We start from the raw sequence: 22,517 nt of genomic DNA, 5'->3' as shown, positions 1-22,517 counted from the left end.
CGTCCGGCCCATAAAAAAATGCCACCCGAGGGTGGCATTTTCATTGCTGAGCGCCGATAGACGCTGAAGCTGCTGTAATTCCGCTTACTTCGCGAGCTTCGCGCGTGCGGCAGCAATCGCCCGCTGCACCTGCGCCGGGGCGGTGCCGCCGATGTGGTTGCGGCTGGCGACGGAGCCTTCGAGCGTGAGGTATTCGAAGACGTCTTCCCCGACGAGCGGCGAGAACTTCTGCAATTCGGCGAGCGAGAGATCGGCCAGATCGATGTCGCGGTCCGAGCAGATCTTCACGGCGTGAGCGACGATCTCGTGGGCGTCGCGGAACGGCAGACCCTTCTTCACGAGGTAGTCGGCCAGATCGGTTGCCGTCGAGAAGCCTTGCAGCGCTGCGTTACGCATATTGGCTTCGCGCACCTTGATGCCCGGCACCATGTCCGCAAAGATACGCAGCGTGTCGATCACGGTGTCGACCGTATCGAACAGCGGCTCCTTGTCTTCCTGATTGTCCTTGTTGTACGCGAGGGGCTGGCCCTTCATCAGCGTAAGCAGGGCGATCAGATGGCCGTTGACGCGGCCGGTCTTGCCACGCGCCAGTTCCGGCACATCCGGGTTCTTCTTCTGCGGCATGATCGAGCTGCCCGTACAGAAACGGTCGGCCAGATCGATGAAGCCCACGCGCGGGCTCATCCACAGCACCAGTTCTTCCGAGAAGCGCGAGACGTGCGTCATCACGAGCGCGGCGGCGGCGGTGAATTCGATGGCGAAATCGCGATCCGACACGGCGTCCAGCGAGTTCGTGCAGACCTCTTCGAAGCCCAGCGTTGCAGCCACGCGCTCACGATCGATCGGGTAGCTCGTGCCGGCCAGCGCCGCCGCGCCCAGCGGCAGACGGTTTACGCGACGACGCACGTCGAGCATGCGCTCGGCATCGCGGCTGAACATCTCGAAATAGGCCATCAGATGATGACCGAACGTCACCGGCTGTGCGACTTGCAGGTGGGTGAAGCCTGGCAGGATCGTGGCGCTGTGCTGTTCGGCCAGATCCAGCAGCGCGCGGCGCAGGTCGCCGAGGTGCGTGCCGATGTTGTCGATCTCGCTGCGCAGCCACAGACGGATGTCGGTCGCGACCTGATCGTTACGCGAGCGGCCCGTGTGCAGGCGCTTTCCAGCGTCGCCGATCAGGGCCGTCAGGCGTGCTTCGATATTGAGGTGGACGTCTTCGAGATCCAGTTGCCACTCGAATTGACCACCTTCGATCTCGCCGCGAATCTGCGTCATGCCGCGCTGAATGTCGGCCAGATCCTGTGCGCTGATGATGCCTTGCGCCGCCAGCATGTCGGCGTGGGCGAGCGAGCCTTCGATGTCGAACAGCGCGAGGCGCTTGTCGAAGAACACCGACGCGGTGTAGCGCTTGACGAGATCGGAAACGGGTTCGGAAAAGCGTGCCGACCAGGCTTCGCCTTTCTTGTGGAGTTGGGAGGTCATTGTCGTAGCGTGGCCAAACGTGGAACGTAGCGGAACCGTGGCAAAGCACGGCAAACCGCGATTATACAGCCGCCGCGCCCGGGCCACGACTGGCGGGCGCGGCGATCTTGTCCGTTCGGTCTAGTGGGACGTGGCTACCATCGAGAGCGTCCAGAGACGCGGCGGGGCCGATAGACACAGGCCGGACGTCGCTTCGTCGAACGCCGCCCGTTGCAGCGCTTCGAGCTTCGCCGCGCGGGCGATGCGTTCGCGGGCCTGATGGATGCGCGCCAGACGCGTCGGGTCGTCGGGCAGGGCGCACAGACGGCCGAGGTCGTGCAGCAACGAGGTGCCCAGCTTGTCGAGCGCCGGACGCAGGCGCGTGCCAAGGTCCACCGGCTCGCCCGGCGCATGGCCGTCACGCGCCCAGCGGGCCAGCAACGCCGTCTGCACGAGCTTGCCCGCGTCGATCTGGAGACGGAAGAAGGTGCGGGCCTGCGCAGGTGTGAGGCCGTACTGGGGGGCCTGCTCGGCCATGCTGTCGAGCAGCGCCTGTTCGCGCGCTGTGTCCTGCACGGCTTTGCCCGTGCCGAATTTGTTACGTGCCACGGCCTCGCCGATCGCCAGTCGCTTGAGAATGCCGTTCATCAGCGGATCGAGCACCGGGTCGACGACAGGGCGCGGCTTTGCTTCGCGTGACGGATGAGCGGGCGCACCCGCCATCGCCTGCGACACCAGACGCACTGCGAAGCCGCGTACGCCATGCGGCGCGGCCGCCAGCGTATGCGAAGGCGGGGCGCTGGCGTTCGACTCAGTGAGCGATGGCGCTGACGTTTCGGCTGGGGTGACGGCTGGGGTGACAACTAAGGCCGGGTTCGCATACGCCACGTGCGTAGCCACACCCAGTCCCAGCAAGGTAGAAGTGACGAACAACGTTGCCCGTCGTGTGAAGGTTACGTGTTTGGATCGCCCGATCGAATCGGTATGCATGATGGTTGCCCCCCGGCAATCTGGTCGAATGGGTCGAAATATAACGTCCTATCGGACGCCTGTCGTTGGGGAGATTCCCAAGGAGCGGCAGGTCCACCGGCCGTGCGCCCCCATGCAAACTGCCTGCACCGGCCTCGCAGGCGGGGCCGGTGCAGGGGAGATCGACGTCGGATCAGCCTGTATTGCGAAGGCCCGCTGCGATGCCGTTGATCGACAGATGGATGCCGCGACGCGCGCGCTCGTCCGACTCTCCGGCGCGGTGACGCCGCAGCAGCTCGACCTGCAAGTGATTGAGCGGGTCGAGATACGGGAAACGGTTCTTGATCGAGCGCGCGAGCATCGGGTTGTCCGCCAGGCGCTCGTCGTGCCCGGTGATCAGCGCCAGTGCCTGCGACGTGCTCTGCCACTCGCCGACGATCCGGTTGAACACGCGCTTGCGCAGCTTTTCGTCGGCCACGAGCTCGGCATAGCGGGATGCCACGGCCAGATCCGTCTTGGCGAGCACCATGTCCATGTTGGAAAGCAGGTTCGCGAAGAACGGCCAGCGCTTGACCATCTGACGCAGCGTGTCGAGACGTTTGTCGCGACCGGCGGCGTCTGCCTTGCTGCCGTCGCCGTCCAGATACGCGCTCACGGCGCTGCCGAAGCCGTACCAACCGGTGAGCAGCAAGCGGCACTGCCCCCACGAGAAGCCCCACGGGATCGCACGCAGGTCTTCGATGCGACGGTTCTTCGGATCGGAGAATTTGCGCGACGCCGGACGCGAACCGATGTTCAGCTCGGCGATTTCGGCAATCGGCGTGGCCGAGAAGAAGTAGTCGGTGAAGCCCGGCGTTTCGTAGACCAGATCGCGATACGCTTTGAAGGCCGTGTCGGAGAGCGTCTGCATGACTTGCTCGTACGCGGCCAGACGCGGCGGCTGGTTCAGACTTGGCAGCAGCGTGGCTTCGAGCGTGGCGGCGACGATGGTCTCGAGATTGCGGCGTCCGATCTCCGGGTTCGCGAACTTGCTGGCGATGATCTCGCCTTGCTCCGTCAGGCGGATCTGGCCGTTCACGGTGCCCGGCGGCTGCGAGAGAATGGCCTGATAGGTCGGGCCACCGCCACGGCCGACGGTACCGCCCCGGCCGTGGAAGAGACGCAGACGAATGCCTTTTTCCTCGAACAGATGCACCAGCGCCAGTTCGGCCTTGTACAGCTCCCAGTTGGACGTGAGGAAGCCGCCATCCTTGTTGCTGTCGGAGTAGCCGAGCATCACTTCCTGCTCGCCGCCTTGCTGGGTTACGACGTTCGACATGCCGGGGATATCGAAGAACTCCCGCATGATGACGGGCGCGTTGCGCAAGTCGGCAATCGTCTCGAACAGCGGGATGACCATCGGGCCGACCTTCGACGCGATGGCTTTCGCACCGTCGCCGCCGTCGCTGTCGAGCGCGCCCTGAAAGAGTCCCGTCTCCTTTTGCAGCAGCATCACTTCGACCAGATCGCTTACGGTTTCCGTATGCGAGATGATGTAGTTGCGAACCGCCCGCGCGCCGAAGCGGGCGCGGATGTCGCGCGCCGCCGAGAAGACGGCAAGTTCGTCGCGGGTGCGTTGCGAGTAGTCGAGGTACGGCGAGAAAAGCGGACGCGCCTCGCGCAGTTCGCGCAGCAGCAGCGCAAGCTTTTCGTTCTCGTCGAGTTTGGCGTAATTCGCCTGGACGCCGGCCTTCGCGAACAACTCGGCAATGACCGCTTCGTGAATGTCGGAGCTTTGACGCAGGTCGATGCTCGCGAGATGGAAGCCGAACACTTCGGCGGCGCGCACGAGCGGCCCGAGGCGCTGCGAGACCAGCGCGCTGCCGTGGTGCGCCATGAGCGAGGCGACGACCGTATTCAGGTCGGAGATGAACTCGCTGGCGTCGTGATACGGACTGGCGTTGCCGACGGCGCCGCGATGTGGCACGTGGCCGACCCAGTCGCGCGCAGTCGCTGCCAGTCGCGCGTACACGCCGATGAGGGCGCGTCGATAAGGTTCGTCGGTGCGGTGCGGCGAGTCGTCCGGCGAGCGGCGGGCCAGCGTGAGCAGTGCATCGCTCGCACCTGCAAGCAATTGCGAGACGGACAACTCCGCCCCCAGCAAGTGCACCTCTTCGAGGTAATGCGCGAAGATTTCCGTCGCCTGACGCGTGATCGCCAACTGCAGCGTCTGCGCCGTCACGTTCGGATTGCCGTCGCGGTCTCCGCCGATCCAGCTACCCATTTGCAGGAAGCGGCCCAGCCCCTCGGAGCGCACGCTCGGTACGGCATCGTGCAGCTCTGCGGCAACGTCGTCGTACAGCGCCGGGATTTCGGACAGGAACGTGCTGCGGTAATACGACAGCGCGTTTTCGATTTCGTCGGCCACCGTCAGACGAGAGCTACGCAGCATGCGGGTCTGCCACAGCGTCGTGACGTACGCGCGCATCGAATCGGTGTTGCGTGACGACTCGCGCTCCGTGAGGGCGTCGTCGCGATGTTCGAGCAGACGGGCGATTTCGCGCTCGGCGTCGAGAATGCTCTTGCGCTGAACTTCGGTCGGGTGAGCGGTGAGCACCGGCACGATGAGCGCGCTGGCGAAGAAGGCTTGCAGCGTGGCGGGGTCGTCGCGCCCGGCGTCCTTCAGGCTTTGCAGCGCGGCGCTCAGGCTGCCTTGCTGGGCACGGCTGCCCGCGAGCGCGTGCACGCGGCGGCGGCGGTTGTGGTGGCGGTCTTCGGCGATGTTCGCGAGGTGCGAGAAGTAGCTGAAGGCGCGCACGACCTGAATGGCCTGCTCGTTGGTCAGCCCGTTGAGCAGCGAATCAAGCGCTTTGGCGGCGCTGCGGTCGCCTTCGCGGTGAAAGCGCACCGCGTTCTGGCGGATGGTTTCGACCAGATCGAAGGCATCGCTGCCCTGTTGCTCGCGCAGCACGTCGCCCAGCAGGCGGCCGAGAAAGCGGATGTCCTCACGCAGCGGCGCGTCCTTGTCCTCACGCGAGCGGCGCGCTTTGGGCGCAGCAGCGGTGGAGATGGACTTGTCCTGCCCGTTGGCCTTCTGGCCCGAGCGCTTGGATGGGGGGGATGAAACCGCGGCTACTGCCTTCGCGGGGGACGTCTTGCCGACCGACTTGGCCAGGCCCTCTTTCGGGGCTTTCGCCTTTGCGCTGCTCTTCATGTCGCTCCTCTCGAGACCAGCCGTTCGGGCCGGTCAAGCGTGTTACCATTTTTTCTTTTGGTCTTCACGCGGTTGCTGAATGAACTTCGCTGCTCCTGAAACCCTGGTGATCGCATCGCGCGAGAGCCGTCTTGCCATGTGGCAAGCCGAACACGTGCGTGACGCGCTGCACAAATTATATCCGCAGTGTCACGTGAGTATTCTCGGAATGACCACTCGCGGTGACCAAATTCTCGACCGTTCGCTCGCAAAGGTCGGCGGCAAGGGGCTATTCGTCAAGGAACTCGAATTGGCGCTGGCCGATGGTCGCGCAGATCTCGCCGTCCACTCCCTCAAAGATGTGCCGATGCAACTGCCGGACGGCTTCACGCTGGCTGCTGTGCTTGAGCGCGAAGACCCGTGCGACGCCTTCGTCAGCAACGATTACGACAGCCTTGATGCATTGCCCGCCGGGGCGGTGGTCGGCACGTCGAGCCTGCGCCGTGAGGTGAGCCTGCGCGCCCGCTATCCGCATCTCCAGGTCGCGCCGTTGCGCGGCAATCTGGACACCCGTCTGGGCAAGCTGGATCGGGGCGACTTCGCGGCGATCATCCTTGCGGCGGCAGGCCTGAAGCGCCTTGGGCTGGGCGGCCGCATCCGCGCCATCATCCCGACCGAAGCGAGCCTGCCAGCCGCCGGTCAGGGGGCGCTGGGCATCGAGGTGCGCGCCGGACGTCCCGAAATCTTGCAATGGCTCGCACCGTTGCATGATGCCAACACTACGCTGGCGGTCAGTGCCGAGCGCGCCGTCTCGCGAGCGCTGGGCGGCTCGTGTCAGGTGCCGCTGGGCGCCTACGCCGAGTTCTCGCCGCAGGGCGAACTGGCGCTGCGTGCCTTCATTGCGTCGACGGACGGGGCGACCGTGCTTCGCGCGCAAGGCGCCGGGCGCATCGCACAGGGTGACGTGGCGGGTGCCGAGGCGTTGGGGCAGCGCGTGGCGCAGGAACTGATCGACGCGGGCGGGTTGGCGCTGGTGCCGCCGTCCGAGCCGAAGGACGCAGCCGTTTGACGTCGCGAGCGCCGCGTGCGCCGGCTCCGTCCTCCAACGTCGATGCTGCTGGCACCGACCTTCGGGCCGTCGCATCGCCGGTCGCGCCGTGCGCGATCCTGACGCGGCCGGACGGACAAGCGCAGTCGCTGGCCGCACGGCTGCACGCCGAGGGCATCGATACGCTCGAATTTCCCCTGTTGCACATTGCGGCGCAGGCCGATCCGGCGGCGCTTGCAGCGCTGGACGATGCGCTGCGCTCGCTGGCGTCGTACGCGTTGGCCGTCTTCGTCTCACCTAACGCCGTGTCGCACGCGCTGGCGCGACGAGTGCAACTGCAATCCCCTGGCGGTGGGGCAGACAATAGCGAGACCGCCGTGCGCTGGCCCGAGACGCTGCCGGTGGCCGTCGTCGGCCCTGGCAGTGCGCAGGCACTGGCCGAAGCGGGTATTGCGGCCCCGATGCATCGCGTGATCGTCCCGCCGGGCGGTCCGGAGGCACGCTTCGACTCGGAAGCGTTGCTCGAACAGCTGGATCTGCCGGCGTTGGCCGGTCGCCGCGTGCTGCTGGTGCGCGGCGACGGCGGGCGCGAGTTGCTGGCCGACACGCTGCGGGCCAATGGTACGCAGGTCGATATCGTGAGCGCGTACACGCGTCGAGCCCCCGAACCGGACGCCACCACGTGGGCCGCACTCGAAGCCCGGCTCGTCTCGCCACAGCGGTGCGCGTGGGTGCTGACCAGCTCCGAAGCGGTCCGGCATCTGAGCACACTGTTGGCTGCACGCTACGGCACCCGCGACGGCGTGCATACGCCGGGCACCCCGCAGGTGCTCGCGCAGATCCTTAGTGCACCGTGCTTTACATCACATACCCGCATCGCGGATGCCGCGCGTTCCGCGGGGTTTGATAGGATTACGCAGTGCGCGCCCGGCGACGACAACTTGCTGGCCGCACTCAAAACATGGGCGGATCCCATTCAAGTCAAGCATGACGACAGATAATCGCGTTCCAGAGTCTTCCCAGAACCCGTCGGCGTCGACCGGCCCGACGGCACATTCCACAGCGACCGGCGGTGCGACGTACAGCACGGCCGGCAGCCCGCCTGCGTGGCAGCCACCCGAGCCGCCGCAGAAGCGTCGAGGTTCCGGGGCGGCGTTGCCCTGGCTGCTCTTCGTGCTCGTCGCGGCGGGGGCCGGTATCGGCGGCTGGTCGCTCAACCAAAAGCTCGACCGCGTGCAACAGGAGATGGCACGTCGTCAGCAAGCGGGCGACTCGCAAGTCATGCAGGCGCAGGTACGCACCGCGCAGGCGCTCGACAATCAGCGCGATCTTCAGAACCGGCTCACCGCGCTGGAGGGACGCGTGTCCGACGCACGTGGCCAGCAGGCGGCGCTCGAACAGCTTTATCAGGAACTCGCGCACAACCGCGACGAATGGGTGCTGGCCGAGACCGAGCAGATCGTCACGAGTGCGAATCAACAGCTTCAACTGACGGGCAACGTGCGCGGGGCGCTGATTGCGCTCGAAGGAGCGGACGCGCGTCTGGCCCGCACGGGGGCACCGCAACTCGCCGGTGTGCGTGATGCGTTGAAGAAGGACATCGACCGCCTGAAGGCCGTACCGGCCGCCGATCTGCCGCAACTCACGGGCAAGCTCGATCAGGCCATCGCCATGATCGACACGCTGCCGTTGCAGGCCGAGGAGCAGCGTGTGGCACCGAAGGCGGACGGCACCGGCCCCAGCGGCGCGGGCGAGACCGGCTGGACAGCGACGTGGCTCCGCCTGAGCGGCGAAATGCTCGGCAGCCTGAAGCAACTGGTGCAGGTGCGCCGTCTGGACGATCCGGACGTGATGCTCGTGGCGCCTGAGCAGGGCGCGTTCCTGCGTGCGAACCTGAAGCTGCGTCTGCTCAACGCCCGTCTGGCGCTGCTCGCACGCAACGCGTCGGCTGTGCATAGCGACGTGCAGGTCGCGGAGGCTGCGCTCGACAAGTATTTCGATGCCAAGTCGCGCCGCATCGCCGCCGTCAAAACGCTGCTCGATCAGGTCGACTCGGGCTCGCGCACCATCGAACTGCCGACCCTTGACGCCAGCCTGACCGCCATCGGTCAGGTCAAGGACGTCAAGGAAAAGCCGTAAGGAGCCGGGCATGCGAGGACTGATCTGGTTGACGCTCCTGTTTGCGGTAGCGGCCGGCTTCGCGGTGCTGGCCACGTTCAATCACGGACAGGTGGTCATGCTGGTGCCGCCGTACCGTATCGACGTGTCGCTGAACCTGTTCGTGCTGGCGTTGCTGGCCTTGTTCGTGGCGCTGTACGTGATCATTCGCGTGCTGCGCAACATCTACAAGATGCCGGAGCGCGTGGCCGCGTATCGCAATCGCCAACGCAGTCGTCGCGCGAACATTGCGCTGCGCGATGCCGTGGCGAACCTCTTTGCGGGACGTTATACGCGCGCAGAGAAGGCGGCACGCGAAGCGGCCGAACAGGACGACAATCGTGGCGTGGCCGCGATCATCGGCGCACGTGCGGCGCATCGCATGCGCGAGTTCGCACGACGCGATGCGTGGCTGACGGAAGCGCAAGGGGCGAATCTCGAAGAGGCACGCCTGTTGCAGACGGCCGAATTGCGCGTCGACACGCGCGATGCCGAGGGCGCGCTCGAAGCGCTGACGGAAATGCGTGCGCAGGGCGCACGTCGCATGCAGGCGCAGCTCGTCGCCCTGCGTGCCCATCAGCATCTCAAGCACTGGCCCGAGGTGCTCAATCTGCTCAAGGTGCTGGAAAAGCGCGAGGCGCTGCACCCGGCATTGGCGGCGAAGCTCAAGCAGACGGCCAGCGAAGGCATTCTGCGCGACCATCGCCATGATGCGGATGCATTGCTCAAATGCTGGCAAGAACTGCCTGCCGACGCGCGTACCTCGTCGCGGACCGCCGACGTTGCCGCTGAACTGCTGATTTCTTTGGATCGTCCGCGCGAAGCACGCGACATCGTCGAAGCTGCGCTGGCCGAGCATTGGGATGGTCGTCTGCTGCGCCGCTATGCCGAGTGCGCCGGTGCCGACGCCTTGCCGCTCATCCAGAAGGCGGAGGCGTGGCAGCAGCGTCATCCGAACGATCCCGATCTGCTCTACGCGCTGGGCAAGCTGTGCCAGCATCAGCGTCTGTGGGGCAAGGCGCAAACGTTCCTCGAAGGGGCGCTGCGTCATACGGACGACCGACACCTGCAACAGCGTCTGCATCTGGCGCTCGCACAGCTTTTCGAAGGGCTGGGTCAGATGGATCAGGCGAATCGTCACTACCGGGCGTGTGCCACGGCGTGAATGTTGTCGGGCCTGCAACGGCCCGGTTTGCAAAGGAGTTGCCTCAGCGCCCGCGTACAGCGGGCGTTGTCGTTTGTATCGACGGTTTGTACCGACAGTTTGTATCGGCAATCGCGGGCGGGCGACTTACTCGATGGCGGTCGCTTCGTTGCCCGAGCTTTGGCGCAGCGGCAGTTCCGGCAGTCGTGCGAGGGCGACGATGGCGAGTGCGGCGATCACGGCACTGCCGCCGAAGAACGCACCGAACGCCAGCCGCAGATGGTCTTCCATCCCGGCGGGGGCGCCGCCGGGGCGCAGGAAGTCGGTCAACTCACGCGGTGCGCTGCCGTTGTCGCCCGCGACCAGCAGGCCAACGATCAGCGCGCCGAACATCGCCACGCCGATCATCCCGCCCAAGGCACGGAAGAACGCATGCGCGGCGGTTGCAATGCCGATGTCGCGCGGCGCGACGGCGTTTTGCGTCGCCACGGTCATGACCGGCATCGCCGAGCCGAAGCCGATGCCCACGAGGCCGAGGCAAATGCCGATCACCGTGAGCGGCAGCGACTGCACACCGAGTGCGATGATCGCGAGCCCGGCGAACGCCACTGGCAAACCGATCTGCGGCGGACGCTTGTAATGCCCCGTCTGACGCATGTAGTGCCCGGAACTCAGCGCACCGACAACGATGCCCAGCAACGGCAGAATCAACATCAGCCCCGAGCTGCTGGCCGACTCGCCCCGCTGCAATTGCAGATACAGCGGCACGTAAATGCCGATGCTGATGTTGACCATCATCACCAGCACGGCCATGGTCGACGTCATACGAAACACCGGGTTGGCGAGCAGTGCGACCGGCAGCAGCGGCTCGCGCACCGTACGTTGATGACGTAGGAACACCGCGCCCACGATCACCGTCGCGGCGACCAGACCGCCGATTTCCGCCGACAGCCATGCGTAGCGGTGTCCACCCCATGTGAGTGCAAGCAGCAGACAGACTGTCGACACGATCAGCAGGAGCGAGCCGAGATAGTCGATGCTCGGTTTGCCTTCGCGTCGCGGCAGGCGTCGCAGTGCACGATCGCTCAGATAGATCGCGAGCAGACCGAGCGGGATGTTGATCCAGAAGATGAGCGTCCAGTTGAGGTACTGGGCGAACACCCCGCCGGTGACAGGCCCGGCCACACCGGAGACCGCGAACATCCCCGAGATATAGCCCTGATAGCGACCGCGCTCGCGCGGCGAGACGATATCGGCGATCACCGTGTTCGACAGGGCGATCAATCCGCCGCCGCCCAGCCCTTGCACGCCGCGCGCGACGATCAGCGCGAGCATCGAGGGGGCGAGTGCGCACAACACCGATCCGACCAGAAAGACGGTCACGCTCGCGGCGATGACGACACGGCGTCCGAACAAATCCGAGAGCTTGCCCACGATGGGCGTAATCGCCGTGGACGAGAGCAGGTAGGCGGTGACGACCCACGACACGGCGTCGAAACTGCCGAGGTCTCGCGCGATGGTCGGCAGTGCGGGCGCGACGATGGTCTGGTCGAGCGAACCCAGAAACATGATCAGCAGCAGACCGGTGAGGATCGATTTGACCTCGGCGGGCGTGAGCGAGACGCCGGCCGGCGTCGTCTGTGAGTCGTTGGCGGACATACGAGCGGAGAATGACGAATGCTTGGGGGAGCAAAAAACAAGCCGCCCCGGTAGGGACGGCCTGATTCACGCTAAATGTGCCAAGTATGTTACTCCCGCAAGCGCCACGCGGCCAGAAGCCCCTCGGCGCCTCGGTCTCGACGATTGAGACGACGTTTTGTCAGGTGATCTGTCCCGTTCGCCACCGCCTTATCGGCCACGCCTGCTACTTGTTCACCAGCCGCGCAGGCACTGCCAGCGTCAGCAATCCGCCCAGAATCATGAAGACGGTGAGCAGGAACATGCCACTGTTGGTGCTCTGCGTGGCGTCCTTAAGGAAGCCGATCAGATACGGGCCGACGAAGCCCGCCAGATTGCCCAGCGAGTTGATCATCGCAATCCCGGCGGCCGCTGCCGTGCCACCGAGGAATGCCGTCGGCAGACTCCAGAACAGCGGCAGCACGATCATGATCCCCATCGTAGCGAGCGTGAGCGCGACCATGGCGAGTTGCGTGTTGTGGCTCCACACCGTCGACAGGAACAGGCCGATTGCGCCGAGGAACGCCGGAATCGCGATGTGCCAGCGACGCTCGCCCTTCAGATCCGAACGGCGGCCCACCACGACCATTGCGATGACTGCGAAGAAGTACGGGATCGCCGTCAGCAAACCGATCTGCAACGGATCGGTCACGCCGGTGCTCTTGATGATCGTGGGCAGCCAGAAGCCCACACCGTAGAGACCGATGACGAACGAAAAGTAGATCAGGCTCATCATCCACACGCGTGGGCTCGAGAACACCTGACGCAGCGGCAGGTCTTCCTTGGTGAGCACGTCGCTCGCGATGTTGCGCTCAAGCATCGACTTCTCGGCGTCGTTCAGCCACTTGGCGTCGCGAATCCGGTCATCGAGCACGAACAGCACCGCAATACCGATGATCACCGACGGAATCGCTTCGATCAGGAACATCCACTGCCAGCCCGCGAGGCCGCTCACGCCGCTCATGTCCTTCAGGATCCAGCCCGAGAGCGGACCACCGATAAGACCCGAGAGCGCCACGGCCGTCATGAACCATGCCGTCATGCGTCCGCGCCGCGAAGCCGGGTACCAGTAGGTGATGTAAAGGATGATGCCGGGGAAGAAGCCCGCTTCGGCCACGCCGAGCAGGAAGCGCATGACGTAGAACATCGACGGCGTGGTGACGAACATCGTCGCGCCGGAGATGATGCCCCACGAGATCATGATGCGCGCGATCCACACGCGCGCGCCGACGCGATGCAGGATCACGTTGCTCGGCACTTCGAAGATGAAGTAACCGATGAAGAAGATGCCCGCGCCGAGACCGAACACGGTCTCCGAGAATTGCAGGTCGCCCACCATCTGCAACTTGGCGAAGCCCACGTTCACGCGATCGAGATAAGCGACGACATAGCAGAGCAGCAGAAACGGAATCAGCCGCCAGCCGACCTTGCGGTAGGTGGCCGCTTCAAAGTCCGCCGAGGCCATGTCGGCCATGGGCGAGGGGGGCGTCGGAACGCTGTTCATACGGATCTCCTCCGGTTTGACGTTGTGTTGTCTGTCGTTATGTTGTGGTGCGACAACTACGGGTGCTACGGACTGCTGGAAACGGTATGCGCGCAGATTGATGCAGCTGCGCTAGATGCAGCGGCCGCCGTCGACTTCGAGACACACGCCGGTGATGAAGGCGGCGTCGTCGCTGGCGAGATAGAGGCACGCGTTGGCGATGTCCTGCGGCGTGGAGAAGCGGCCGAGCGGAATGCCTGCGAGGAATTTGGCGCGATTCTCGGGCGTATTCGGCACGCCCATGAATTCGGCGGTCAGACCCGTGTCGCCGATGACCGGATTGACGCAATTGACACGAATGTTCTGCGGGCCGAACTCGGCGGCCATCGCCTTGCTTGCGGTGATCACCGCGCCTTTGCTGCCGTTGTACCAGACGAGGCCCGGGCGAGGACGCACGCCCGCCGTCGAGGCAATGTTGATCATCACGCCGCCGCCGTGTTGCTGGAAGTAGGGGATGACGGCGCGTGCGCTCCAGAAAATGCTTTTGACGTTGACCGCATAGACGCGGTCGAACTCGGCTTCGGTGACTTCGAGCAGTGGCTTGTTGCGGTGCGTGGTGCCCGCATTGTTCACAACGACATCGAGTTTGCCGAAGCGCGCCACCGCCTCGGTAAGCAGTGTGACGTGATCTTCCTCGCGCGACACGTCGCCGTAGACGAAAACCGCCCGTCCGCCCGCCTCGACGATCTCTCCGGCCACACGCTCGCCCGCTTCACGATTCAGATCGTTCACGATGACCGCCGCGCCTTCGCGCGCAAACGTCCTGGCAATGCCTTCGCCGAATCCCGATCCGGCGCCCGTCACGATAGCCACTTTCTGTTGCAAACGCATGCCTTGTCTCCGAAGTGCGAAGTGAGTGCGAAGTGAGTGCGAAGTAAGCGCAAAGGAAGCAAATTACCCGTGCCGGATGGCGACGGTCTTGAGCGTGGTGAATCCGTAAAGGGCTTCGAATCCTTTTTCGCGGCCGTGGCCGGAGTGCTTCATGCCGCCGAAGGGCAGTTCCACACCGCCGCCTGCGCCGTAATTGTTGATGAACACCTGACCGGCGCGAATGTCGCGGGCGAGGCGCATCTGACGTGCGCCGTCGCGCGTCCAGACACCGGCCGCGAGTCCGTAGAGCGTGCCGTTGGCGAGTCGCACGGCGTCCGCTTCATCGGCAAACGGCATCGCCGCGAGCACCGGACCGAAGACTTCCTCGCGTGCGAGGCGGTGCGTGTCGGGGACGTCGCGCAGCAGCGTCGGGGCCTGATAGAAGCCCGCCTCCGGCGCGCTGCCCACGACTTCACCCTGCGACATCACGGCAATCCCGTCGTGCTGTGCTTCGGAGAGGAAGTCCCACACGCGTTGTTGTTGTTTCGCGTTGATGAGCGGACCGAGGTCGAGATCGTCATGCGACGGCCCGACGCGAAGATGCGCGAACGCTTCGGCCAGTCGTGCGAGGACGACCTCGTACGCATCGCGCTCCACCAGCAGGCGGCTGCCCGCCGAGCAGGTTTGCCCTGCATTCTGCACGATGGCGTTCACGACGACCGGCATCACGGCGTCCAGATCGGCGTCGGCGAAGATGATCTGCGGCGACTTGCCACCGAGTTCGAGCGTCACCGGCGTGTGGTTCTCTGCGGCCATCTGCGAGATCAGCGTGCCGGTGGCGGGCGAGCCGGTAAACGAGATGTGATCGATGCCCGGATGCCGTGCCAGCGCTGCACCGGCTTCGGCCCCGTAGCCCGTCACGATATTGAGCGCGCCCGGCGGCAACCCGGCCTCGAGCGACAGATCCGCCACGCGCAGCAGCGAGAGACATGCGTCTTCCGCCGGTTTGACCACACAGGCGTTGCCTGTCGCGAGCGCGGCGGCCACGCTGCGTCCGAAGATCTGCAACGGGTAATTCCACGGAATGATGTGACCGGTCACGCCGTGCGGCTCACGCACCGTGAAGACGGTGAATCCCTGCTGATAGGGAATCGTCTCGCCGTGGAGCTTGTCGGCGGCTCCGGCGTAGAACTCGAAGTAACGCACGATGGCGGCGGCGTCGGCGCGGGCCTGTTTCAGCGGCTTGCCGGTGTCGCGGGCTTCGAGTTGGGCGAGTGCTTCCTGATGGCGGGCGAGCAGGCTGGCGAATGCGTAGAGCGTGCGCCCGCGCTCGGCGGCGGCGGTACGACCCCAGTCGCCGTTGAAGGCGGCGCGCGCCGCACTCACGGCACGGTCGATGTCTTCGGCGTCGCCGCGGGCGATTTCGGTGAAGGGCAGGCCGTCGGAGGGATCGATGACGGCAATGACGGTATTGGCCGTATTGGCCGACAGCGGGGATAGCGGGGATAGCGGAGACATCGCGGAAGTACCGCCGCGCTTGGCGGGGGCGACCCAGCGATTGCCGATGAAGTGTGTGGCTTCGGGCATGTCGACTGCACCTCGTGTAAAGGGTGGGGCCATTATCACTTAACTCACGAGGCCATTGACCGTCGTATCGGTCGCATCCGCATAAACACCTAAAATGAGCGCATTGCAATTAAAGATATTTTATTGCAATTTTTTCTCGCCTATCCTTGATCACATCGAATCGCCAGACGGGCGTCTGGCATGGCAGTACAGCTCGCTGCGGCGCGTCGGTTCAATCACGGACAGACCCGGCGACACAGTCGAACCGAAGCATTCAGGAGCAGGCAGGTGATGAACGACGCTGTGACCCAAGAGACGCTGTTGACCCGATTGCTGGACACGCTTGGCGCGGACGCCGTGCTCACGAGCGAGTCGGATACCGCGGGCTACACGGAAGACTGGCGCGGCCGTTATCGGGGCGAGGCGCTGTGTGTCGTGCTGCCTTCGTCCACCGAACAGGTCAGCGACATTGTGAAGCTGTGCGCCGCAGCCGGTGTATCGATCCTCCCGCAGGGCGGGAATACCAGCCTGTGCGGTGGCGCAGTGCCGCCGACCCACGGCCCGGCACCGGTCATTCTGAATCTGGCGCGCATGCGCCATATCCGTCAGGTCGACGCGGCCAACGGCTCGATGGTTGTCGAGGCTGGGTGCATTCTGAAAACCGTGCAGGATGCTGCGGCCGACGTCGGACGTCTGTATCCCGTGAGTCTCGGGGCGGAAGGGTCGTGCCAGATCGGCGGCACGCTCTCGACGAATGCGGGCGGCACGAGCGTGCTGCGTTACGGCAACACGCGCGAGAACGTGCTGGGTCTCGAAGTCGTGCTGGCCGACGGCACGATCTGGGACGGTCTGCGCGCGCTGCGCAAGGACAACACCGGCATCGATCTCAAGCATCTGTTCATCGGCGCGGAAGGCACGCTCGGCATCGTCACGGCGGCCGCGCTCAAGCTCCATCCGCTGCCTACGCATCACTCGCTCGCGTGGTTCGCGCCGCGCGATCCGGCCGCCGCGCAACAGATCCTGGGCATGTTCCAGAACACCTGCGGCTCACGTCTGTCCGCGTTCGAAATCATGAACCGTCACCAGCTCGATCTGGTGCTGGCGAATGTGCCGAACCGCCGCAATCCGCTTAGCGGTGCCCATGCCTGGCATGTGCTTGTCGAACTGGGCGACACGCGCGATGCCGAGGGCCTCGAAGCGGTGCTTACCGAAACGCTGGGCGAAGCCATCGAACAAGGGCTGGTCGAAGACGCCGTCATCGCCGCGAACGAAACGCAGCGCGCCGATCTCTGGGAAGTGCGCCACAGCGTGAGCGAGGCGAACAAGAAGGCTGCCATCGGTCTCACCACCGACTGTGCCGTGCCGGTGTCGAGCGTGCCCGAATTCATCGACGCGTCGACGCGCGCCGTGCACGCCATCGTGCCGGGGCTCGACATCGCCATCGTCGGCCACATGGGTGACGGCAACGTCCACTTCATTCCGATGTTCTCGTTCGATGCGTGGGCGGCGCTGACCGACAGCGCGGCCATGGGCGACGCGATGCGCGCTGCGGTCAACGATGTCGCGGCGCGTCTGTCGGGCACGTTCAGCGCCGAGCATGGCGTCGGGCAAACGGGCCTGCCGCTGATGCAGCGCTACAAGGCGCCCGCCGAACTGGCGCTGATGCGCACGGTAAAGGCGGCGCTCGATCCGAACCAGCTGTTCAATCCGGGGCGTCTCGTTCCGTAAGCATCGCGCACGAATTCACACACACACGTTTTTCAAGTTTTGCTGTTTGTTTTGCCATAACTGCGCGCGCGGCGGCGGCTGTCTCTTCAAGCCCGCTGTCCGTCGCCGCGCCCACCCTCCCAGTCAAGTCCGGAGACCATGATGAAACGCAAGACCTCCGCAAGCCCGCTCGATACCACCAAGAAAGGCGAAGCGACGCTCGCACAACCGGGCCGTCGCACGGCCATGAAGACGGCCATCGTCGGCGCGGCTGCCGTCGCCTTCCCGTTCGTGTGGACGCCTTCGCGCGCCGCCTCCAAGCGCATCGTAGTGCGTGACGACGGCGGTATCTACACCAAGGCGTACGACGCCGTGTACTACAAGCCCTTCGCCGAGGCGACGGGCATCCAGGTCGTCGGCGTGCAGGCCAATGCGGAGCCGACCGCGCAGATCAAGAGCATGGTCGAAGCGGGCAGCTATACGTGGGATATGGCGAAGATCAGCCAGCCCGCGATTCTGCTGCTCACGTCGGGCGGCAAGGAGTATCTGGAGCGTCACGGTCTGGAATCGGACCCGACCATCGCGAAGATTCCGAAGCAATACATGTCGCCGTTCGGCGTGGGAACCAACGTCTACTCGACGGTGCTCGCCTATCGCACCGACGCGTTCAAGGGCCGCAAGGCGCCGACGTCATGGGCCGACCTGTGGAACGTGAAAGACTTCCCGGGCCGCCGTTCGATTCGCAAGTATCCGTTCGACACCATCGAGCAAGCCCTGCTCGCCGACGGCGTTGCGCCGGGCTCGGTATATCCGTGCGACTTCGACCGCGCTTTCAAGAGCCTGGACAAGATCGCCAAGCAGGTCGCCGTGTGGTGGACGACCGGTGCGCAGGTCGAGCAGATGCTCGGCTCGGGCGAAGTAGACATGGTCGCTACGTGGGCCTCGCGTGCGCAGTCGGCACAGGCCAATGGCGTGCCGGTCGAGATCGTGTGGAACCAGAACATCTGGGGTGTCGACAACTGGTCGATTCTCAAGGGCACGCCCAACGCCGCCGCTTGCCGTGAGTTCATCAAGTTCGCGAGCGATCCGAAGCATCAGGCGGAACTGGTCAAGTTCTTCCCGGCTGGCATGACGCAACCGGAAGCGTTCAACTACGTGAAGCCGGAAATCGCGAAGAACTGCCCGACCTTCCCGGACAACATGAAGAGCGGTGTGCACATCAACGCCCAGTTCTGGCAACAGAACCAGAGCGTTGCGCTCGAACGTTTTAACCGCTGGATCCTGACCTGATCCTCACCTGCCGTTCCGTTTCATGTTTTTTGGGGTGCTGATCTCATGACCGTTGCCAATCTTCAAGTTTCGGGCCTGTCCAAGCGTTACGGCGATTTCGTCGCTCTCGCGCCGACCGACCTCGATGTCGCCCAGGGCGAATTCCTGACCTTGCTCGGCCCCAGCGGCTCGGGCAAGACCACTTTGCTCTCGCTCATCGCCGGTTTGTCGCAGCCCGATGCGGGCGCCATCCGCATCAATGGGACCGATGTCACGTACGGCGCGCCGTACGAGCGCGACATCGGCATGGTGTTCCAGAACTACGCGCTGTTCCCCCACATGACGGTGGCGGAGAACATCGCGTTCCCGTTGCAGATGCGTCGCACCGATGCCGCCCAGGCTCGCAAGATGGTCATGAACGCGCTGGAAATGGTGCATCTGCCGCATGTGGCGGAGCGCTATCCGCGCGAACTCTCCGGTGGTCAGCAGCAGCGCATTGCACTCGCGCGCTGCATGGTCTATCGGCCGTCGATCATTCTGATGGACGAGCCGCTGGGCGCGCTCGACAAGAAGCTGCGCGATCACATGCAGCTCGAAATCAAGCGCATCCACCGGGAGTTGGGCACCACCATCGTCTACGTCACGCACGATCAGGAAGAAGCGATGACGATGTCCGATCGCATCTGCCTGATGAACGCGGGCGAGATCGCACAACTCGGTACGCCCGACGATCTGTACTTCCGTCCGAAGAGCGTGTTCGTGGCCGACTTCCTCGGCGAGTCGAACCTGCTCGATGCGACGGTGCTCACGCGCACCGGCGATCAGGTGCGCGTGGCCATGCCGGGCGTGACGGCCGCGAACGGCGCAGGCGCGATGGTCTACGATCCGCAAGTCGAGCAGGGCCGCACGGTCAAGCTGATGCTGCGTCCGCAGAACCTGCATCTGCACGATACGGACGCTGCCGGTGAAGGCATGGCGACGATCTCGGCGAAGCTGACCGACATCATGGTCACGGGCGGCATGACGAAGCTGTATCTGCAATCGACGGTGACGGGCGGCGACGCGAGCAAGTCGCTCGTGGCCGCGTTCCCGACGCGCCGCCAGGGCAACCGTTTCGAAATCGGTCAGACGCTCGGCCTCGCGTGGCGTGCCGACGACGCCGTGGCGATTGCGGGGTAAGCCATGAGTGCATCTGCCGTGGTCCGTCCTTCGTCCTCACAACCCGCTCAACCGGCCCCGCGCCGGGCGCGCTGGCGCGCGCGCATGCGTCCGCTGCTGATGGCAGCACCGATCGTCATTCTGCTGGCCGTCATGCTGATCTATCCGGTCGGCCAGTTGCTGCTGCTGAGCATTCGCGGTGAGAGCGGCTTCACGCTTGCCGAATATCAGCGGCTGTTCGCCTCGTCGGTGTATGTCGAGGTGTTGCTCATCACGCTCAAGGTCTCGCTCTACACGACCTTCTTCGCGGTACTCACCGGGTATCCGATTGCCTACCGGCTCTCCACGCTCAGTGGCGCGCGCAAGCAACGCCTGCTGTTCTGGCTGCTGCTCTCGTTCTGGACGAGCTTTCTCGTGCGCACGTTCGCCTGGGTCGTACTGCTCGGCCGTAACGGCGTCGTGAACCGCACCTTGCTCGATCTCGGGCTAATCGATCAGCCGCTGTCGCTGCTCTACAGCTTCCCTGCCGTGGTGTTGGGGATGGTGCATGCGCTCATGCCGCTGGCTGTGCTCACGATGCTCTCCGTCATGGAGAACATCGACCGGCGTCTGCCGAGCGCGGCCTCGACGTTGGGTGCGCGTCCCGGCACGGTGTTCTGGCGCGTGTACTTCCCGTTGTCGCTGCCGGGCGTGGCCGCCGGTGCGCTGATGGTGTTCGTCACGTCCATCGGCTTCTTCATTACGCCGACGCTGCTGGGCGGCCGTCACGAAACCATGATCACGCAGCTCATCATCGATCAGGTGATGCAGGCGCTGAACTGGGGCTTCGCCGGTGCGATCTCGGTGCTGTTGCTCGCGGTGGTGCTGGTGGTGTTCTTCGTCTACGACCGCATGGTCGGTCTGTCGACGATGGCCGGTGGCGCTGGGGATGTGAAGGCAGGCAAGCGCCGTGGCGGCTGGACACGCACGCTCGGCGAGAAGGTGCTTGCGACGCTCGGCACCGCGACCGATCTGTTGCTGCGCGCATTCCCGAAAGGGCGCGCAGCGCAAGCGGAACAAGGCGACGGTGTTGTGTTGCGCGTGGTCGTCTTCCTGCTGGTCGTGTTTCTCGCGGCGCCCGCGTTGCTGATGATTCCGATGTCGTTCGATTCGGCCTCGGGTCTGGCATGGCCGCCGAAGGGCTTCTCGTTGCAGTGGTATCAGCAGATCTGGGATTCGCCGTTGTGGATGCAGGCGGTCACGCGCTCGATGCTCGTGGGCATCGGTGCAGGCTTGCTGTCGATGCTGATCGGCACACCGGCGGCATTCCTGCTGGTACGCGGTGGCATGCGAGGCAAGTCGGCGATGCTCGCCTTCGTGCTCGCACCGATTGTTGTGCCGCGCATGATCCTCGCCGTCGGGGTGTTCTATTTCTTCGCGAAGGTCGGTCTGGTCGGCTCCAGCGTAGGGCTGACGCTCGCGCACACCGTGGTGGCGGTGCCGTACGTCGTCATTACGATGATGGCGGTGCTGCGCAACTACGACACGCGTCTCGATCTGGCGGCGTACAGCCTGGGCGCTCGCCCGTGGGCGACGCTGCGCCGGGTGACGTTCCCGATTCTCGGTGCAGGTCTGCTGTCGTCGTTCCTGTTCGCGTTCGCGACGTCGTTCGACGAACTCACGATTGCGCTGTTCACGTCGGGTGGCCTGTCGACCACCTTGCCCAAGCAGTTCTGGGATGAGATCACGATGCAGATCTCGCCGGTGATCGCCGCTGTCTCCACGTGCCTGTTCCTTTTTATCGCCGCACTGATCTGGGTGGCCGAGCGACTGCGTCGGCGCAGCCTCGCGACCTGAAGCCCGGATGCGGTATCCGCCCCAACAAACTCACGATTCACGGACGTTTAACTCATGCTTCGCTCCGCACAACTGAAGGGCATTTTCCCGGCCATCCCCACGCCGGTACACACCGACGACACGATCCACATCGAAGGCGCACGCGCGCTCATGCGTTACCTGCTGGCGCAGGGTATCGACGGCGTGGTGCCGCTGGGCGGCACGGGCGAGTACGGTGCACTGTCGCGCGCCGAGCGCGTGCGCATGGCTGAACTCACGGCGCAGGAAGTGCGTGAACACGGCCGCGACGTGCCGGTGATCGCCGGTGTGCTCGATCCCGGTTATCACGACGCCATCGAAGCGGGCCGCGACTTCGCCGCTGCCGGTGCCGACGGTCTGCTGGTTCTCACGCCGTACTACACGAACCCGACGCAAGCCGGTATTCGCGACTACTTCCTGCGCTACGCGGACGAGTCGCCGCTGCCGATCCTCATCTACGAAATCCCGTATCGCACGCGTATCGCGATTGCACCGGAAGTGCTGCATGAGCTGTCGCGCCACGAGAACATCATCGGCATGAAGGCCTGCAACACCGACATGTGGCATTTCCTGCGCACCATCGCCGGTGTCGACGAGTCGTTTGCCGTACTGAGCGGCGAAGACACGCTGTTCCCGCTGCATGTGGCCGCAGGGGCACGCGGCGGGATCGTGGTGACGGCGTCGCTGCTGCCGACGGCGTGGCAACGCATCTTCTCGCTCGCGTCCGAAGGCAAGACGGCCGACGCGCTGGCGCTGCACCGCTCGCTGATTCCGCTGATGAATCTGGCGTTCGCCGAGACGAACCCGGGGCCGATGAAGTCGGTGATGGATCTGATCGGGGTGAACGCACCGGCGATGCTCGCACCGCTGGTGCCGCCTGCACCGGCGCTGTCGGCCGAACTGCGCGAGGAACTGGCGCGTCAGCTGGCGATTTTTGAAGGACGTTGAAGTGTGACGGCGGTGACGCGTGTCACCGCCCGAT

General features: G+C 64.8%; 16 protein-coding genes. 9 read left to right on the top strand and 7 right to left on the bottom strand.

Annotated features, from left to right (window positions below; all coding sequences use genetic code 11):
• Positions 1-84: 84 nt before the first annotated feature.
• The 3 genes from argH to ppc form a co-directional block, all read right to left on the bottom strand.
• Entirely contained in the window at positions 85-1,482 is a 1,398-nt protein-coding gene (argH, locus tag NA29_RS17570) for an argininosuccinate lyase (protein WP_039399986.1), read from the bottom strand.
• 120 nt (positions 1,483-1,602) lie between these two features.
• Entirely contained in the window at positions 1,603-2,394 is a 792-nt protein-coding gene (aroQ, locus tag NA29_RS17565; RefSeq protein WP_157744782.1) for a gamma subclass chorismate mutase AroQ, read from the bottom strand.
• Positions 2,395-2,623: 229 nt separating this feature from the next.
• A complete protein-coding gene (gene ppc, locus NA29_RS17560) occupies positions 2,624-5,623 on the bottom strand; it encodes a phosphoenolpyruvate carboxylase (RefSeq protein WP_039399983.1) in 3,000 nt (999 codons plus the stop codon).
• Between the two features lie 79 nt (positions 5,624-5,702).
• Between ppc and hemC the strand changes: the two genes are divergently transcribed.
• The 4 genes from hemC to NA29_RS17545 are packed head-to-tail and all read left to right on the top strand — an operon-like array spanning position 5,703 to position 9,972.
• Entirely contained in the window at positions 5,703-6,671 is a 969-nt protein-coding gene (hemC, locus tag NA29_RS17555; protein ID WP_039399980.1) for a hydroxymethylbilane synthase, read from the top strand.
• Complete coding sequence (locus tag NA29_RS25550; protein ID WP_052253026.1) at positions 6,668-7,651, top strand: uroporphyrinogen-III synthase; 984 nt, start codon at positions 6,668-6,670, stop codon at positions 7,649-7,651. The genes hemC and NA29_RS25550 overlap by 4 nt, the downstream gene beginning before the upstream one ends.
• Positions 7,638-8,789, top strand: a complete 1,152-nt coding sequence (locus tag NA29_RS25545; protein ID WP_052253025.1) for a uroporphyrinogen-III C-methyltransferase — start codon at positions 7,638-7,640, stop codon at positions 8,787-8,789. Before NA29_RS25550 ends, NA29_RS25545 begins: the two co-directional genes overlap by 14 nt.
• 10 nt (positions 8,790-8,799) lie before the next feature.
• Positions 8,800-9,972 (top strand): heme biosynthesis HemY N-terminal domain-containing protein, encoded by a 1,173-nt coding sequence (locus NA29_RS17545; RefSeq protein ID WP_039399977.1) that lies wholly within the window; start codon positions 8,800-8,802, stop codon positions 9,970-9,972.
• Positions 9,973-10,098: 126 nt separating this feature from the next.
• On the opposite strand, the gene NA29_RS17540 is transcribed toward NA29_RS17545, so the two are convergent.
• From NA29_RS17540 to NA29_RS17525, 4 genes are all read right to left on the bottom strand, one after another.
• Positions 10,099-11,610 carry an MDR family MFS transporter gene (locus NA29_RS17540; protein WP_039399974.1) on the bottom strand — a complete coding sequence of 504 codons (1,512 nt, stop codon included), beginning with the start codon at positions 11,608-11,610 and terminating at the stop codon, positions 10,099-10,101.
• A gap of 205 nt (positions 11,611-11,815) precedes the next feature.
• Positions 11,816-13,132 (bottom strand): MFS transporter, encoded by a 1,317-nt coding sequence (locus NA29_RS17535; protein WP_052253024.1) that lies wholly within the window; start codon positions 13,130-13,132, stop codon positions 11,816-11,818.
• 111 nt (positions 13,133-13,243) lie between these two features.
• Complete coding sequence (locus NA29_RS17530; protein ID WP_039399970.1) at positions 13,244-14,002, bottom strand: SDR family oxidoreductase; 759 nt, start codon at positions 14,000-14,002, stop codon at positions 13,244-13,246.
• Positions 14,003-14,065: 63 nt separating this feature from the next.
• On the bottom strand, positions 14,066-15,568 hold the full coding sequence (locus tag NA29_RS17525) for an aldehyde dehydrogenase family protein (RefSeq protein WP_039399967.1): 1,503 nt from the start codon (positions 15,566-15,568) through the stop codon (positions 14,066-14,068).
• Positions 15,569-15,838: 270 nt separating this feature from the next.
• On the opposite strand from NA29_RS17525, the gene NA29_RS17520 reads away from it, so the two are divergent.
• From NA29_RS17520 to NA29_RS17500, 5 genes are all read left to right on the top strand, one after another.
• Complete coding sequence (locus NA29_RS17520) at positions 15,839-17,275, top strand: FAD-binding oxidoreductase (RefSeq protein ID WP_039399964.1); 1,437 nt, start codon at positions 15,839-15,841, stop codon at positions 17,273-17,275.
• A gap of 225 nt (positions 17,276-17,500) precedes the next feature.
• Positions 17,501-18,544 carry an ABC transporter substrate-binding protein gene (locus NA29_RS17515; protein ID WP_052253295.1) on the top strand — a complete coding sequence of 348 codons (1,044 nt, stop codon included), beginning with the start codon at positions 17,501-17,503 and terminating at the stop codon, positions 18,542-18,544.
• Positions 18,545-18,589: 45 nt separating this feature from the next.
• Positions 18,590-19,702: an ABC transporter ATP-binding protein gene (locus tag NA29_RS17510; protein ID WP_039399960.1), complete on the top strand. Its 1,113-nt coding sequence runs from the start codon at positions 18,590-18,592 to the stop codon at positions 19,700-19,702.
• A 99-nt stretch (positions 19,703-19,801) separates the two neighbouring features.
• Entirely contained in the window at positions 19,802-21,517 is a 1,716-nt protein-coding gene (locus tag NA29_RS17505) for an ABC transporter permease subunit (protein WP_095178558.1), read from the top strand.
• A 54-nt stretch (positions 21,518-21,571) separates the two neighbouring features.
• Positions 21,572-22,483: a dihydrodipicolinate synthase family protein gene (locus NA29_RS17500; protein WP_039399952.1), complete on the top strand. Its 912-nt coding sequence runs from the start codon at positions 21,572-21,574 to the stop codon at positions 22,481-22,483.
• The last annotated feature ends 34 nt before the right edge of the window (positions 22,484-22,517 follow it).

It is taken from the genome of Pandoraea sputorum, assembly GCF_000814845.2.
Lineage (GTDB): Bacteria > Pseudomonadota > Gammaproteobacteria > Burkholderiales > Burkholderiaceae > Pandoraea > Pandoraea sputorum.
The sequence above is the reverse complement of the archived record's forward strand: the minus strand, read 5'-3'. Positions and strand labels throughout refer to the sequence as shown.

What these genes read in the sequence shown, in the direction of transcription:
- NA29_RS17515 (WP_052253295.1), top strand. Translation starts at nt 17,501, where the DNA reads ATGAAGACGGCCATCGTCGGCGCGGCTGCCGTCGCCTTCCCGTTCGTG.
- NA29_RS25545 (WP_052253025.1), top strand. Translation starts at nt 7,638, where the DNA reads ATGACGACAGATAATCGCGTTCCAGAGTCTTCCCAGAACCCGTCGGCG.
- hemC (WP_039399980.1), top strand. Translation starts at nt 5,703, where the DNA reads ATGAACTTCGCTGCTCCTGAAACCCTGGTGATCGCATCGCGCGAGAGC.
- NA29_RS17535 (WP_052253024.1), bottom strand. Translation starts at nt 13,132, where the DNA reads ATGAACAGCGTTCCGACGCCCCCCTCGCCCATGGCCGACATGGCCTCG.
- NA29_RS17545 (WP_039399977.1), top strand. Translation starts at nt 8,800, where the DNA reads ATGCGAGGACTGATCTGGTTGACGCTCCTGTTTGCGGTAGCGGCCGGC.
- argH (WP_039399986.1), bottom strand. Translation starts at nt 1,482, where the DNA reads ATGACCTCCCAACTCCACAAGAAAGGCGAAGCCTGGTCGGCACGCTTT.
- NA29_RS17520 (WP_039399964.1), top strand. Translation starts at nt 15,839, where the DNA reads ATGAACGACGCTGTGACCCAAGAGACGCTGTTGACCCGATTGCTGGAC.
- NA29_RS17525 (WP_039399967.1), bottom strand. Translation starts at nt 15,568, where the DNA reads ATGCCCGAAGCCACACACTTCATCGGCAATCGCTGGGTCGCCCCCGCC.
- NA29_RS17540 (WP_039399974.1), bottom strand. Translation starts at nt 11,610, where the DNA reads ATGTCCGCCAACGACTCACAGACGACGCCGGCCGGCGTCTCGCTCACG.
- NA29_RS17505 (WP_095178558.1), top strand. Translation starts at nt 19,802, where the DNA reads ATGGCAGCACCGATCGTCATTCTGCTGGCCGTCATGCTGATCTATCCG.
- ppc (WP_039399983.1), bottom strand. Translation starts at nt 5,623, where the DNA reads ATGAAGAGCAGCGCAAAGGCGAAAGCCCCGAAAGAGGGCCTGGCCAAG.
- NA29_RS17500 (WP_039399952.1), top strand. Translation starts at nt 21,572, where the DNA reads ATGCTTCGCTCCGCACAACTGAAGGGCATTTTCCCGGCCATCCCCACG.
- NA29_RS17510 (WP_039399960.1), top strand. Translation starts at nt 18,590, where the DNA reads ATGACCGTTGCCAATCTTCAAGTTTCGGGCCTGTCCAAGCGTTACGGC.
- NA29_RS17530 (WP_039399970.1), bottom strand. Translation starts at nt 14,002, where the DNA reads ATGCGTTTGCAACAGAAAGTGGCTATCGTGACGGGCGCCGGATCGGGA.